This window comes from Cruoricaptor ignavus (assembly GCF_900141665.1).
In the GTDB taxonomy this organism is placed as follows: Bacteria; Bacteroidota; Bacteroidia; order Flavobacteriales; family Weeksellaceae; genus Cruoricaptor; species Cruoricaptor ignavus.
Map to the genome: position 1 here is coordinate 157,418 of NZ_FQYI01000001.1, position 13,863 is coordinate 171,280.

The window sequence follows — 13,863 nt, forward strand, 5'->3', positions numbered from 1 at the left end:
TATTTCTTTGCAATTATTTCTTTTCGCCTTCAGGCAATGCATCAGGAAACCTTGCCGCCGTAAATTCCCGGGAAACCGCTGCCTTCTCAAATTTCAGCTTTCCGGAAAGCGTTTCGATGATGAAGCCATCATCCTGAATTTGCGCAATTCTGCCGTGAAGTCCGGAAGTCAGCACCACTCTGCTTCCCACTTTCAGCGAGTCCTGAAAGTTCTTTTCCTTCTTCTGCCTTTGCATTTGTGGGCGTATCATCAGGAAGTAAAACGCGGCGAACATTATTGCCATCATCAGCATCGTAGGCAACATTGAATCCTGCGGCGCTGCCTGTAAAAAAGTTGTGAGCATCATTTAAAATTTAGGGTTGAACATCTGCTGAAAACGACAGAGTAATCGGTGATTTTTCCGTATTGGTAAAGACTTCGGCGGTTTTCTGCACGGCGCCGTCAAAATTCGTCGGGTCAAATGCCAAGGTCACTTTTCCCTTTTGGCCGGGCATTATCGGTTCCTTCGTGTATTCCGGCGCTGTGCATCCACAGGCAGGCTTCACAGCAGAGATGATGAGCGGTTTATCGCCGGTGTTCGTCAGTTCGTAATCGTGCGTTACGCTTTGCGCCTTGCCGATTTTCCCGAAATCGTGGTGGTTGCTGCTCAGCGCTACGGTTGTCAGCGGCTTGCTTTGGGCTTCAGCAGCTAGTTCTTCCGCAGATTTTTCGGCAGAAATTTCTGCAGAATTGTCCACAATCTCCGTTTCATTGGTTACCAAAGCATCGGCTTTTTCATTTTTTTGGCAGGCAAGCAAAGAAATTGCAGCGGCTGCCGTCAGAAAATATTTTTTCATAAGAATTAATTTATTCGGTTTTGGTCTTTAGCGTAGCGGTCCAGAATTCCGTTGATGAAGATGTTGGATTTCTCGCCGGAATATACCTTCGCAATTTCCACATATTCATTGATGATGATGCGTGAAGCGGTGAACGGGAAATTGTCCAGCTCAGAAATTGCTGCCAGCATTATGATTTTATCCATCAGGGAAATTCTCTCGAAATCCCAGTTTTGCAGGCGTTCCTGAATTTTCTTCTCATTCGGCTCAAAATCTTTCACGGCGGAGCGAAGCAGCTTCACGGCGAAATCCCTATCACCATCATCCTTGAAAACTTTTGCCAAGCTAATGTGCTCATCGGGCTTCAGGAAGCCGATGGTTTTCTGCGTCATCGAATTGGCGATGTGGAAATCATCCGCCCAGCTTATTTCCAGCTCTTCCAGGTGAGAGTGGAAATCTTCGTTTTCCGCCACATATTTCAGGAAAAGCTTGCCGAGAAATTTCTGATCTTCTTCAAAGGAAAAGCTCTCTTCCTTCATAAAATCCTGATAGCGCTTCCCTGCCAAAATCCTGCGGAAAGTCTTGAGAACCAGCTCGTTATTCACATCCCATTTCAGCTCCTGATGCTTCGTGGTAAAAGCCAGCCTATCGGGATTTTCCTCCAGCATTATCAGCGCTCTGTTGTTGATGAATTTTTGGTTCGGGTTCAGGTTTTCCTCCGTTTTCAGGAACTTATTCTTCCCGATTTCTATTTGCTGCTCGGCAAGCTGTTTCTGCGCCACCAAAAAATTCAGCTGATAGATGTAAAGATGATAAACCTTTTCGATTTCCGCTAAAAAATTCTTTTCCACAACCTCGATATCTAAAGGATTCTGCGAAAAGGAATACAGGTTTTCCACCACTTTCTCACGGATTTGTCTTCTTCCAAGCATTCAAGGAACTTTGCGCAAAGATAAGGCTTTCGGCAAAAATCATCTCATCCGAAAAGTTTACTTTTGCAAAATCGTGCAGGCCCTGAAAACCCTTAACCCTTATTTTTGGAAGCACCGGAAACTTCTTTTCTTCGGGCTGCTGTTCATCATCGCCAGCAATTTTTTTAACATTTTCAAGGTTCAGTTCGTAGGGAAATCCGTGGACGAACTGGCGCAGAATCTTGGCACGGGCTTCAATCCGCAGGTTCTGAAATATGTGGGCATCATCGTAGGTTCCTCCCTGCTTACCGGCTTTTTCACCTTTATGATGCGGCAGACCATCATCGTAGCCTCCCGGAAGATCGAGTATGAGCTTAAGAATAAAATCTACCGACAATATCAGGAGCTGTCGCTCACTGAATACAAGCAAACCACCACCGGCGACCTGCTGAACCGGCTGAGCGAGGATGTAACCGCCGTGCGTATGTACCTGGGCCCCGGCGTGATGTATCTGGCAAATCTTTCTATTCTGCTGATTATCACCACGGTGTATATGCTGCGCACCGATCCTTCTATGACGCTCTGGACGCTGATACCGCTGCCGCTGCTTTCGTTCGTGATTTATAAAGTGAGCAGTATTATCAACAAGAAATCGAAAATAAAGCAAAAAAGTCAGTCGGAAATCTCCACATTCGTGCAAGACAGCTTCTCCGGCGTCCGCGTCATTAAATTTTTTGCTAAAGAACCTCTCTTCCACAAAATTTACCAGAAAAAAGTAGCCGATTATCAGGATAAATCCCTTGATCTGGCGCGCACGGAGGCTTACTTCTACACCATTATCCTCTTCGTCATCGGTATGCTCAATGTTATCATTCTCTACATCGGCGGCTCGAAATATATCGCGGGAGAAATTTCTGTGGGGAAAATCGCGGACTTCTTTATGTACATCAACATTTTGATCTGGCCGTTTTCTATGGTGGGCTGGGTAGTTTCTGTAAATCAGCGGGCAGATGCTTCTATGTTCCGCATTAATGAATTTCTGAAGAAAAAATCCGAAATAAGGAACACGGGAACTATCAAGGACGCAATCAGCGGAGATATAGAATTCCGCAATGTTTCCTACACCTATCCAAACACCGGCATTACGGCGCTGAAGAATTTAAGCTTCAAAGTAAAAGCCGGCGAAAGCCTTGCCATAATGGGAAAAACCGGCAGCGGAAAAACCACGGTGGCACTGCTTTTGGCAAGGCTGATAGACCCTACCGAAGGCGAAATCTTAATCGATGGGAAAAACCTGAAAGCACATCACCTCGGAAATTACCGCGAGCAGATAGGCTACATTCCGCAGGAAAGCTTCCTGTTTTCCGACACGATTGAGAACAACATAGGCTTCGGTTTGGACGAGCCTTCCCACGAAAAAGTGGTGGAAAATGCGAAGAAAGCCGATGTGCACAAGAACATCATCGGCTTCCGTGAGCAATATGAAACGATGGTGGGCGAGCGCGGTGTAACGCTTTCCGGCGGGCAAAAGCAGCGGGTATGCATTGCAAGAGCCTTAATCATTGAGCCGAAAATTTTAATTTTTGATGATTCACTTTCTGCGCTGGATACGGAAACGGAAAAAAATATTCTGGACAACATCCGTGGGGATCTGAAGCGCACCACATCCATCATCATTACCCACCGGGACAGCACCGCTGCGCAGGCGGACCGGCTCCTGATACTGGAGGCATAATTAAAAAAACATTATAACCGCAATTTGGTAGTGCTGAATTAAAGAATTCTGTTATATTTGTTAAAAAAAATCAAATAACCATTTAAGTAATGAGCGAGTACAGAGAGCGTCAGGAAAATGAGATTTTCACCAGGGTGCTGAAGGCAGGCAGGAGGACCTATTATTTCGATGTGAGGGAGACCAGGGCAGGCGACTATTACCTCACCATCACCGAGAGTAAGAAAAACTATTCCGAAAGCGGCGAAGCCACAGTAGAAAAGCATAAAATCTACCTCTACAAAGAAGATTTTAAGGCTTTTAAGGAAATGTTTGAGGAAAGTACTGCATTTATCCTTGACGAAAAAGGTGAAGATGTGATTTCTGAGCGGCACGAAAAGGATTACCACTCCAGAAATTTTACTATTAATTCGGACGAAGAAATCTAAAAATCTTCTGAAAATAGGGAAAGAAAAAAGCACCTGAAAATCAGGTGCTTTTTTGGGTGAATGATGGGTCTCGAACCCACGACCTTCGGAACCACAATCCGACGCTCTAACCAACTGAGCTACAATCACCGTTTTGGATTGCAAAGATAATAATTTCCCCCGAATTACAAAACTATGGAATCGAAATTTTTGATGGCCATCAGTTTTTCCGTGGTAAAGCCTTCAGCAAATCCCACGCCGGAAAGCCTCCCTAAATTTTGCGCACGGTAGGTCAGGCTTTCTTTAAAATCCTTCGTGGCAATCGGTGTTTCAGGCTCTTTGGAATCTGGGTCGAAAAACTGGGTTTTGTAAGCAAGGGAGGCTTCCAGCTTTTTATCCAGAAAATCCGAAATATCCACCACAAAATCCGGCTGAATTTCCTTCCACTGAATGTAATGGTAAACCTGCTTTGGCCGCCAGGCTTCCTGTTCATCGCCGTTCAGCTGGGTTTTAATCTTCACCAGGCCTGAAAGAAAGCACGCATCAGAAATCAGTTTTGAAGCTTTGGCGTGGTCAGGGTGCCGGTCATCAGTTGCATTGGCAAACACAATTTCCGGGCGGTATTTCCTGATCACCTTCACCAGCTTCATTTGGTTCTCTTCGCTGTTCAGGATGAAGCCGTCCTTCATTTCCAAATTTTCTCGGTGAGAGACGCCGAGAATTTCTGCAGCATCTGCCGCTTCTTTTGCACGGGTAATTTCGGTTCCGCGAGTTCCCAGTTCACCTTTCGTCAAATCTACAACCGCCACGGATTTTCCCTGAGCAATCAGCAACGCCAAAGTTCCGCCGCATCCTAATTCCACATCGTCTGGATGAGCACCGATGGCTAAAATATCAACTTTCATCATTCGAAAACGAAAAATCCCTGCCGAAAAAGGCAGGGATTGAGATTAAAATTATTTATTCAGCGCCTTGTTCAGCTTCACAGCATCTTCATAGCCAGGGTTCAGGTCCACGGCTTTTTGTGCATATTCCTTAGCTTTGGCAGGATCGCTCTGCTGAGAGAAATAAGCGGTAAGGTAGTAGGCGTAGGAAAGCGTCGTTTTGTTCGCTTCCTGCTCTGCCGCAGGCTTTTTCGTCAGCGTATCGATGTATTTTTGGTAAGACTGCTTAGCCATTTCTTCGTTGTTCAGCTGCTGATAAGCCACACCCTGACCATAGTAGGAATATTCCCAATCCGGTACCAACTGAGCCATTTTTTGCCAAGTGCTGAGGGCGCCTTTCCAGTTATTTGCTTCCTGATACGCCGTGCCCAGCTCTACCAACAGATTACTGTCGTTAGGGTTCGCGGCTACTTTTTTCTTTAGCGATTCTATTTTAGGATTCGTAGGCCCGGCAACCTCACCGGAGGAGGCTGTAGCCTCTGCTCCGACGCTACCCGACTGAAATGCAAACTCCCTATTCCAGTCGAGGGTTTCATCCTGAGCGTTTTTCGCGATGTCCACTTTTTGCCTTGCTTGCTGCATAAGTGATGATTTTTTTGCTGAATCTTTTTCATCCTTAGCTAATGCAGCAATTAGCAATCCTTCCAGACCGCGGTCCGCAGGCTGTATTCTAGATTTGTCTTTTACCGTGGTCATAAATGTATCCAAGTTCTGCTTTGCAGAAGAGTAATCGCGGTCTGCGCTGTACTGAATGTATGCTCTTAGTTTATATTTTATAGGATCGTCAACTTTATCAAATACCTTATCCAAAGTTTGTTTTGCATTGGAATAATCAGCGTTGGAGAAATAAAGTTTAGCTATTTCCAGAGTGGTATACGGATCCTCGTCGGCGTATTTTGTATAATTGAGCAAATCCTGCGTCATCGCATCCGGCTTTTGGAATTTGTAATTATAATTAGCCTGCGCCATATACGCGGGAGCGTAAGTAGGGTCCGCTTGAATTGCTTTTTTAATATTCGCTTCTGCCTGCTGATACTGCTGCGCCGCCATCCATAGAGTTGCCATCCTGGTGTAGACCGACGCCTTATTCTTAGCAAGTGGCAAGGCTTTATCATAGGCAGTCATCGCCTGTCCCGGATCTTTTTTCAGACGGTAAGCGTCACCAAGACTGTAGTAATAATAAGCCGGTACACCGCTTTTGCCCGATCTTTCAATGGCTCTGTTCAGAAGATCTATCGCGGCATCGGGAGCGTTATTTTTTTCAAAGAGCGTTAGTGCCTGTGCAGCACGGTACAGCTCCTCGGAGTCCTTAGATTTAGCTACAAGGTTGGTAATTTCTGATACAGCAGATTTATCTCCGTTCCCCAATTTTACAGTAGCAAGGCCGATTTTGTTCAGAGTGCTTCTTGAATCTACCGCTAAGCCTTCGTTAAAATATTTTGAAGCCTCTTCGAAATTAGGATCCGTCTGGAGTAGGAAGATATTACCAAGGTAAAAGTAATTCGAGCCGTCCTTCGGGTTTTGCTGGATCATAGCTTTATAATTTTCCTTGGCAGCTGCATATTTATGGCTGTCTGCACTTGCAATACCCTGCTGCAGGTTTTGGGCATTCGCTGTACCAGCAAGGATGAATGTTGCAGCAGCAACTGAAATTCTGTTCAAAAAAATTCTCTCCATTTTTATAATTTAGTTTTAAATGTAAATAAAACTGACAATAATCATTCCAATTTTACCTCATCTGGACTTCTCGCTTATACAAATTGTACGGCTGAAGGCCTTCTTTCTGTACCACCTTTTGTCCCACATGTGTACAGGAAAACCTTACAAAGCCATTGGCAAGAAGGAAACTTCCTTCATTTTCAAGAAAATACACTACCCTGGTAAAAGGATATTTCATAGAACGAAGACTTTGCATATCCGGGAGATAGCTGTCTTTTCCGTCATAAACTTTTAATATTTTAATCCCGCTCATCAACTCATTAGTCTTGGGGTCATATTGCCTGCTAAGCGAATTTAAACTGACTGCGCCTATCTTGCCTGGAAACTTTGAAATATTCATTAGAATCTCCTTATTGCCCGGGAGCACAGAATATTTGAGCGAATTTGCTTTTTTGCCAAGCCGTTGAGCAATGAAATTAAGGTTGCTGGCGTTGGCACCATCAAAAATAATAGGTTTCTCATCGGAACTCAGAAGTTTTTCAATTTCACTAACAGAGACCGAGTCCCGTGAGTCGTTTTTGGGTACAATAAATACCAAAGCGTCAGCGGCAAAAGGTGCTGGAGTAAACTTTAAGCCTGTAATTCTCTTATATTCTTCCTGTTCTTTTTCTGTTAAGCACCGGGAAAGCACTATCAGTCTTGCTTCCTTTTTCAAAAGTCTTAAGAAAGATAGATCTTCTTTCTCAGTTTCTACAGAAATTTTCGCTTCTGGATAGGCAATGGCATAGGCGTCTGCAAGAGCCTGCACTACGCTGACAAATGATTCATCAGTGTAAACAGTAAGGTTCCCTCTATAATAAGTTTCAGCGTCTTCCTTCTTCTTTTTGCAAGCCGACAAAAATAATAAAGGGAAAATAACATAAAAAAAAGAACGGAATTTATTCATCCTCCTTCATCTTTTTCAGTCGAATAACCGCTCGGCCAATCCTGAAAATTCCATAGCTGATCATTAAGATACCAAGTATCCAAACCACGCTGAGATCTGTAAGCGGTACAAAAAAAAATTTATAGTAAATAATTGCAATGCCCAGAACAATATAGCCGAGGCCGGCGACAACCGAAAACCACTGAATCATACTGGCAAATATATAAAAAATGGGGAAGTTTCACTTCCCCCTATTTTAAAACAATTTTTCAAAAATTACTCGAAATTCATCGTTACCGGCAGTCGGAATCTTGAACGAACAGGCTCTCCATTCAGCTTGCCAGGAGTCCACTTAGTTTTGATGGCTTTAATAGCGCGCTCAGCTTCTTTATTGAAAGTGGAATTTTTACCGTTAACCTTAATTTGGCTAATGGAACCATCAGGCTCTACTACGAATGTTATTTCTGCTTTTAGCGTTCCTTCGTCCCCGCTCATTACGCTGGTATCGAAGTTATCAACAAACTTTTGACGGAATCCGTTAATACCCCCACTCGGGAAATCTGCCGCTTGGTCTACACGATCATAGATCTCTGTCTTACTTACGGTAGGAGCTGGCGGAGCTTTTACTTCTGCTGTACCGGCCCTTGTACCTGTAGAAGGTGGTGGCGGTGGCGGTGTATAGCTCGGAGTTTTCACACCTTCCTGGTTTACCAAACCAGTAGTTGTTTCCAGCTGCTTGGAAATTGGTGGTGGTGGGGTTTCTACCTTCGGAGCTTTTTTAGGTTCAGGAACAACATTCTGAATAACTTCCTGCTGAACCGGTTCCTCCTTCGGCGGTGGTGGCGGTGGTGGCGGTTCTTCTTCTTCTTTCGGTTGTTCCAGAATTACATCTTCTTGCTGGATTTCTACAAGATTTGCATCAATTTCCGTTTTCTCTCTTTCCTGCATTTGTTTCAGTTTTACAATGATAAACGGCGTTAAAGCAGCTATAAGAAACAATGCAGTACCTATTAGGAAAGCCCTAGTAAGATATTTCGGATAATTCGTGCGAAGCGCGTAAGCTCCGTACTCTTTATTCCTATTTTCAAATACAATGTCGTCCAAATCTGGTACGGCATTGTAAACTGTATCATTTGCCATAATTAAACCAATTCTTTAACAGCAATTACTTGCCAATTTTTTTATTGTAAATTGCTTGCTCCCAAGGCTTCACATCTGTAACACCATACTGTTCAGACTTTGTAATCTCCATTTCATCAAGAATATCGACGAAATTCTTATACACAGCGTCGTCAGTTGGTTTTATGATCACTGTAAATTTGGACTGATCTGCAGCATTTGCCTTGGCCTGCTGGATAACTTTTCGGATTCCCTCCCTGTCATAAGTGGTTTCATTAAGGTTAGCATCTGTCAAGGAGGTATTATCCTGCTGGTGCCAGAAAATCCTGTTGTCTTTACCCAGAAGCAGAGATATGGAATTTGAAAGCTTAATTTCCGTATCGGGTGCCTTTTGATCCTTTTTAGGTTTTGCCGGGAGACCCAAGTCCATTACATTTGGTTTGGTAAACGTGGTGGTAAACATAAAGAACATCAGCATCAAAAAGTTGAGGTCTACCATCGGCGTCATATCTACCCTGGGGTTGTGTTTTTTGGCGCGCACTTTACCGTCGCCGCCTTTCTCCTGTACTTGTACTTCAGCCATGTTTACTATTCTTGAGGTTTACCTTCCTGGGAGGTTATCAGCCAAAATTTAAGAAAATCAATATCTCTTAAACCTTCGAACAAATACTTTACCCGCGGATATTGTGTCTCTACATCCCCCTTAAGGGCCAGTTTATAATCCGGGTTTACAGCCAAGCTTTGCTGCACCCAGTCAATCAACTCCTTCTTAGTGCTGTCCATCGGGATCCCAGAACCCTTGTATTCCTTACGCTGTTCTTCAGGCAATGCCAGGAAGCCTTTCAATTGGGACATTGGCACACCGATAAAATCTGTATTTACAAAGGCTTTCTTTTCCTGTGGAGTAAAAGTCAATCCGTATTTCTCCCCCATATAATCCAGGAGTTGAGATCTTTCGGATGAATTTTCCACCGGCTGGAAGTAGAATCTTCCGTCTTTCGTAGCATTTATAGCCATCATGCTGGTTTCAGGAAGAAGCTTTTCTGAGATGGAAGATGGCGGCTGTATGCTCTCCACTTCCGGCTTGCGGAATTGCGTGGTCATGATAAAGAATGTAAGTAGCAGGAATGTAACATCACACATCGCTGTCATATCCGTAACTACTCCATGTCTTTTTGGTTTTATTCTCGCCATTTTACATTATTAAGTTTTAAATTACCATTAAGTTTTAAACAGATCAGATCTGCTTTGAAAACTAATTAGTGGTATTCTGCAAAAGAAGATTGGATTGCCATCGCGATCTCATCAATTTTGAAGGTAAGCCCATCAATCTTCGAAGTAAAATAGTTGTAAAGAATGATCGCAATTGCAGAAGTACCGATACCAAGTGCAGTGTTAATAAGCGCCTCGGAAATACCTGTTGAGAGCGCAGCCGCATCCGGCGTACCGCCTCCAGCACCCAAAGCGAAGAACGCACGGATCATACCAATTACGGTACCAAGGAGCGCCACGAGTGTAGCAACCGTACCCAAAGTGGAGAGGATGATCATGTTTCTTTCTAACATCGGCATTTCAAGTGTAGTAGCCTCCTCGATAGTTTTATTTAGCGCAGCCATCTTTTGCTCCTTGTTCATTGTAGTGTCAGCGGAAAGAACCTTGTAGGTAGTAAGACCTTCCTTTACTACATTACCAATAGAACCTCCCTGTCTGTCGCACTCTTCAAGAGCTTCATCGATTCTGTTTTGGTTGAGCAGCCCTCTCACTTTGTTTACAAAAGCATCCACATTACCGTTGCCGGCTGCCTTGCCAAGTACGATTGCACGCTCAATGGAGAACACAATAACTGTAAGCATAAAGGTGATAAGGATAGGTACGATAATACCTCCTTTATAAATGATCCCCATGAAGGATTCCGGGTGAATGTGGTTTCCGTCTACACCGGAGAATGCAACGGAGCCGCTGCCAAGTTTTTCTGCATCTTTAAAGTTCGAAGGATTACCCAGAACGAAAAAATAAATGCAGAATCCAATCGCAAGGAGGATTGGGATGATGATCGCAGGATTCAGACCCGCCTTCTTTCTCGGTTGAACATCTAGATGCTCATTTGTAACATTCGTTTCCATTGTGATAAGTAATTAATAGTTGTTTTTTGTTTTTCGGGTGTAAAATAAAGTGAAAATTTTCAAAGCCACAAGAGTTTAGCCATCTGAAAGCGTTTTTTTTTAATATTAAACTTTGTTAATATTGAAAAATATCCAATTAATGCAATTTAAAGTAATTAAAATTAAAAAATATCACAATATTATTGAAAATTATAGCTATCGCCAGCTTAAAATAAAAAATTAATTAATTTCATTTTTTTCTGTCAGTGAACAATATTCACAATCTTATCCTTCACCACAATCACCTTTTTCGGCGTGTTTCCGGCAAGCTGCGCCAAAACTCTCTCGTCAGCAAGTGCCGCTTTCTCCACATCTTGCGGTTCCATACCTGTAGGCAAAGCCAGTTTGAAACGCATCTTCCCGTTAAAACTTACCGGATATTCAAATTCATCTTCCACCAAGAAAGCTTCGTTCAGCTCAGGGAAAGCCGCAAAATCAACCGAAGTTTCGTGGCCTAATTTTTCCCACAGCTCTTCGCAAATGTGCGGTGCATACGGCGAAATCAAAACCGCCAAAGGTTCCAGGATCTGCCGCTTGTTGCACTTCAGCTTCTGCAGCTCATTCACCGCAATCATAAACTGCGACACCGATGTATTGAACGAAAAATGCTCGATATCATAGGTGAACCTTTTGATTAAAGTGTGCAGCACTTTCAGTTCAGCCTTCGTAGGCGCTTCATCCGAAACCGAAAATTCATCACCATTATAATACAGGTTGTAGAATTTTTTCAGGAAACCGTAAACGCCCGACAAACCCTGCGTGTTCCACGGCTTGCTTTGTTCCAGCGGACCGAGGAACATTTCGTAAAGCCTCAAGCAATCGGCGCCGTATTCATCACAAATATCATCAGGGTTTACCACATTGTATTTGGATTTCGACATTTTTTCGACTTCCCGCTCTACCAGATATTTTTCGTCATCCAAGATAAATTCCGCGTCGGCAAATTCAGGCCGCCAGTTTCTGAACAATTCAACATCCAGCTCATCCGTTGCACCTTTCAGCAGCGAAACATCCGCGTGGATTTTCTGCGTCTGATAATCTTTGGCTAAATTTTTCGAGACAAATTTATTCGTTCCTTCAATCCGGAAGACAAACGCACTCATCCCCAAAATCATCCCCTGATTGATGAGCTTTTGGAAAGGCTCTTCCTGCGCTATGAAACCGCGGTCTTTCAGGAACATATTCCAGAATCGCGAATACAGCAGATGCCCTGTGGCGTGCTCACTTCCCCCGATGTACAAATCAACCTGCCCCCAATAATCCGATTTTTCCTTTTGGCAAAAATACCCATCATTCCGCGGATCCATATACCTCAGGAAATACCAGGAACTGCCTGCCCAGCCAGGCATCGTGGAAAGCTCAATCGGGAAAACCTTCTCATTATCAATCAGTTGAGATTCCACAACTTTCTCGTTGGCCTCATCCCAAGCCCAATTTTTCGCATTTCCAAGCGGTGGCTCGCCGTCTTCCGTCGGCAAGTATTTTTCAACTTCCGGCAATTCCAGCGGCAGTGCAGATTCCGGCAAAGTGTACGGCAAGCCGTCCTTGAAATACACCGGCACAGGCTCACCCCAGTATCTTTGGCGGGAAAATATCGCATCGCGCTGCCTATAGTTCGTCATCCCTTTTCCGATGCCTAGTGCTTCAATTTTCTCAAGGATTTTTATTTTCGCATCATTATAATTAAGGCCGTTCAGAAACTCAGAATTCACGCAAACAGAATCTTTGGAATCGTAGGACTCTTCCTGCACATCGCCATCGTGTTCAATGACATTTATAATTTCCAGTCCGAATTTCTTCGCAAAACGGTGGTCTCTTTCATCGTGGGCAGGCACCGCCATCACCGCTCCCGTTCCATAGCCCATCAGCACATAATCAGAGATGAAAATCGGCAAAGCCTTTCCTGTAAATGGATGCACGGCATAGCTCCCCGTGAAGGCGCCCGAAACATTTTTCACATCGGCCATCCTTTCCCGCTCCGATTTTTTCGAGGTTTCTTCGGTGTAATTTTCCACTTCGGCTTTCTGGTCATCAGTCGTCAGTTCTTCCACCAAAGGATGCTCTGGCGCCAGCACCATAAATGTGGCACCGAAAATAGTATCAGGCCTTGTGGTGAAAATTTCTACCGTAGATTTTTCATTTTGGGAAACTTCAAACTTCGAATTTTGAATTTCAAATTTAATAGAAGCCCCCACGCTCTTTCCAATCCAGTACTCCTGAGAATCCTTCAAAGGCTGCGGCCAGTCGAGATTTTCAAGGCCGTTCAGAAGGCGTTCGGAATAGGCAGAAATCCGCATACTCCACTGCATCATTTTCTTCTGGAAAACCGAATGGCCGCCGCGCTCAGATTTGCCATCCTTCACCTCATCGTTCGCCAAAACGGTTCCCAAGGCAGGGCACCAGTTCACGGTGGTTTCTGCCCGGTAAGCCAGGCGATAATTCAGCAGAATATCCTGCTGATCGGCTTCTGATGCGTTGTTCCATTCTTCCGCTGAAAAATTCAAGGCGTCGGTTTGCGCTGCATTTAGATTTTCAGTTCCAAATTTTTGAAAATGGTTAACGAGCGTAGAAATCGGCTCCGCTTTGTCGGTTTCAAAATCATACCACGAATGAAACAACTGAACAAAAATCCACTGCGTCCATTTATAATAGGCAGGATCAGAAGTTTTCAGCTCACGGCTCCAATCAAAAGAAAAGCCGATTCTGCGAAGCTGCTCTTCGTATCTCGCCGCATTTTCTTCCGTCGTAATTGCAGGATGCTGCCCCGTCTGAATCGCATATTGCTCCGCCGGAAGCCCGAAGGAATCGTAGCCGATTGGGTGCAGCACATTATAACCCTGGTGCCTTTTGAAGCGGGCATAAATATCCGAGGCGATGTAGCCCAGAGGATGCCCTACATGCAGGCCTGCGCCCGATGGATAGGGGAACATATCCAGCGCATAGAACTTCGGTTTCTCTGTTTCGTTCGGCTCCGCAGCACGGAAAGTCTGCCGTTCATTCCAGATTTTCTGCCACTTTCGCTCAATCGCTTGATGGTCGTAAAACATTCGTGAAAATTTTCGCAAAACGCAAATTTAATGTTTTTGGAAATTTTAGGTTAAGGTTAAGATTGAGATTAAATCGGTTTTATGCTGTGCTAAAATTTTTACTTGGTTCTTTTTACCTGGCACTTTAATTTCTATTATTTTT

14 protein-coding genes and 1 tRNA gene are annotated in these 13,863 nt (G+C 44.1%); 2 read left to right on the top strand and 13 right to left on the bottom strand.

The genetic code is table 11. The annotated features are described in order from the left end of the window. Nucleotides 1-13: 13 nt before the first annotated feature. From yajC to BUB43_RS00765, 3 genes are read right to left on the bottom strand one after another with little or no spacing between them, the layout of a single operon-like run. Nucleotides 14-343 carry a preprotein translocase subunit YajC gene (yajC, locus tag BUB43_RS00755; protein WP_073177401.1) on the bottom strand — a complete coding sequence of 110 codons (330 nt, stop codon included), beginning with the start codon at nt 341-343 and terminating at the stop codon, nt 14-16. A gap of 10 nt (nt 344-353) precedes the next feature. Beyond that, nucleotides 354-836: a DUF1573 domain-containing protein gene (locus BUB43_RS00760; protein WP_073177403.1), complete on the bottom strand. Its 483-nt coding sequence runs from the start codon at nt 834-836 to the stop codon at nt 354-356. Nucleotides 837-841: 5 nt separating this feature from the next. Continuing rightward, nucleotides 842-1,747, bottom strand: a complete 906-nt coding sequence (locus BUB43_RS00765; protein WP_073177404.1) for a transcription antitermination protein NusB — start codon at nt 1,745-1,747, stop codon at nt 842-844. Nucleotides 1,748-1,820: 73 nt separating this feature from the next. Here BUB43_RS00765 and BUB43_RS00770 point away from each other — a divergent pair, with 73 nt between their 5' ends. Both BUB43_RS00770 and BUB43_RS00775 read left to right on the top strand, forming a co-directional pair. Further along, nucleotides 1,821-3,461, top strand: coding sequence for an ABC transporter ATP-binding protein (locus BUB43_RS00770; RefSeq protein ID WP_073177966.1), 1,641 nt, complete (start codon nt 1,821-1,823; stop codon nt 3,459-3,461). A gap of 89 nt (nt 3,462-3,550) precedes the next feature. Beyond that, nucleotides 3,551-3,886: a DUF3276 family protein gene (locus tag BUB43_RS00775; RefSeq protein ID WP_073177406.1), complete on the top strand. Its 336-nt coding sequence runs from the start codon at nt 3,551-3,553 to the stop codon at nt 3,884-3,886. Nucleotides 3,887-3,940: 54 nt separating this feature from the next. On the opposite strand, the gene BUB43_RS00780 is transcribed toward BUB43_RS00775, so the two are convergent. From BUB43_RS00780 to leuS, 10 genes are all read right to left on the bottom strand, one after another. After that, a tRNA-His gene (locus tag BUB43_RS00780) sits at nt 3,941-4,016 on the bottom strand. Between the two features lie 34 nt (nt 4,017-4,050). Further along, complete coding sequence (gene bshB1, locus BUB43_RS00785; protein WP_073177968.1) at nt 4,051-4,770, bottom strand: bacillithiol biosynthesis deacetylase BshB1; 720 nt, start codon at nt 4,768-4,770, stop codon at nt 4,051-4,053. Nucleotides 4,771-4,821: 51 nt separating this feature from the next. Next, nucleotides 4,822-6,486: a tetratricopeptide repeat protein gene (locus BUB43_RS00790; protein WP_073177408.1), complete on the bottom strand. Its 1,665-nt coding sequence runs from the start codon at nt 6,484-6,486 to the stop codon at nt 4,822-4,824. Between the two features lie 52 nt (nt 6,487-6,538). After that, nucleotides 6,539-7,414 carry a PstS family phosphate ABC transporter substrate-binding protein gene (locus BUB43_RS00795; RefSeq protein ID WP_073177409.1) on the bottom strand — a complete coding sequence of 292 codons (876 nt, stop codon included), beginning with the start codon at nt 7,412-7,414 and terminating at the stop codon, nt 6,539-6,541. After that, entirely contained in the window at nt 7,407-7,604 is a 198-nt protein-coding gene (locus tag BUB43_RS00800) for a C4-dicarboxylate ABC transporter (RefSeq protein WP_073177411.1), read from the bottom strand. The genes BUB43_RS00795 and BUB43_RS00800 overlap by 8 nt, the downstream gene beginning before the upstream one ends. Nucleotides 7,605-7,669: 65 nt before the next feature. Beyond that, nucleotides 7,670-8,533, bottom strand: a complete 864-nt coding sequence (locus tag BUB43_RS00805; protein ID WP_073177413.1) for an energy transducer TonB — start codon at nt 8,531-8,533, stop codon at nt 7,670-7,672. A gap of 25 nt (nt 8,534-8,558) precedes the next feature. Then, nucleotides 8,559-9,095, bottom strand: coding sequence for a biopolymer transporter ExbD (locus BUB43_RS00810; RefSeq protein ID WP_073177415.1), 537 nt, complete (start codon nt 9,093-9,095; stop codon nt 8,559-8,561). Nucleotides 9,096-9,100: 5 nt separating this feature from the next. Then, nucleotides 9,101-9,706 (bottom strand): ExbD/TolR family protein, encoded by a 606-nt coding sequence (locus BUB43_RS00815; protein ID WP_073177417.1) that lies wholly within the window; start codon nt 9,704-9,706, stop codon nt 9,101-9,103. Between the two features lie 65 nt (nt 9,707-9,771). Continuing rightward, the gene (locus tag BUB43_RS00820) at nt 9,772-10,635 is read right to left on the bottom strand and encodes a MotA/TolQ/ExbB proton channel family protein (RefSeq protein ID WP_073177419.1); all 864 of its coding nucleotides are present in this window, start codon (nt 10,633-10,635) and stop codon (nt 9,772-9,774) included. A 242-nt stretch (nt 10,636-10,877) separates the two neighbouring features. Next, nucleotides 10,878-13,721: a leucine--tRNA ligase gene (gene leuS, locus BUB43_RS00825; RefSeq protein ID WP_073177421.1), complete on the bottom strand. Its 2,844-nt coding sequence runs from the start codon at nt 13,719-13,721 to the stop codon at nt 10,878-10,880. Between the last annotated feature and the right edge of the window lie 142 nt (nt 13,722-13,863).

Excerpts from the sequence above, each read along its gene's own strand:
- yajC (WP_073177401.1), bottom strand. The coding sequence starts at position 343 with ATGCTCACAACTTTTTTACAGGCAGCGCCGCAGGATTCAATGTTGCCT.
- BUB43_RS00760 (WP_073177403.1), bottom strand. The coding sequence starts at position 836 with ATGAAAAAATATTTTCTGACGGCAGCCGCTGCAATTTCTTTGCTTGCC.
- BUB43_RS00765 (WP_073177404.1), bottom strand. The coding sequence starts at position 1,747 with ATGCTTGGAAGAAGACAAATCCGTGAGAAAGTGGTGGAAAACCTGTAT.
- BUB43_RS00775 (WP_073177406.1), top strand. The coding sequence starts at position 3,551 with ATGAGCGAGTACAGAGAGCGTCAGGAAAATGAGATTTTCACCAGGGTG.
- bshB1 (WP_073177968.1), bottom strand. The coding sequence starts at position 4,770 with ATGAAAGTTGATATTTTAGCCATCGGTGCTCATCCAGACGATGTGGAA.
- BUB43_RS00790 (WP_073177408.1), bottom strand. The coding sequence starts at position 6,486 with ATGGAGAGAATTTTTTTGAACAGAATTTCAGTTGCTGCTGCAACATTC.
- BUB43_RS00795 (WP_073177409.1), bottom strand. The coding sequence starts at position 7,414 with ATGAATAAATTCCGTTCTTTTTTTTATGTTATTTTCCCTTTATTATTT.
- BUB43_RS00800 (WP_073177411.1), bottom strand. The coding sequence starts at position 7,604 with ATGATTCAGTGGTTTTCGGTTGTCGCCGGCCTCGGCTATATTGTTCTG.
- BUB43_RS00805 (WP_073177413.1), bottom strand. The coding sequence starts at position 8,533 with ATGGCAAATGATACAGTTTACAATGCCGTACCAGATTTGGACGACATT.
- BUB43_RS00810 (WP_073177415.1), bottom strand. The coding sequence starts at position 9,095 with ATGGCTGAAGTACAAGTACAGGAGAAAGGCGGCGACGGTAAAGTGCGC.
- BUB43_RS00815 (WP_073177417.1), bottom strand. The coding sequence starts at position 9,706 with ATGGCGAGAATAAAACCAAAAAGACATGGAGTAGTTACGGATATGACA.
- BUB43_RS00820 (WP_073177419.1), bottom strand. The coding sequence starts at position 10,635 with ATGGAAACGAATGTTACAAATGAGCATCTAGATGTTCAACCGAGAAAG.
- leuS (WP_073177421.1), bottom strand. The coding sequence starts at position 13,721 with ATGTTTTACGACCATCAAGCGATTGAGCGAAAGTGGCAGAAAATCTGG.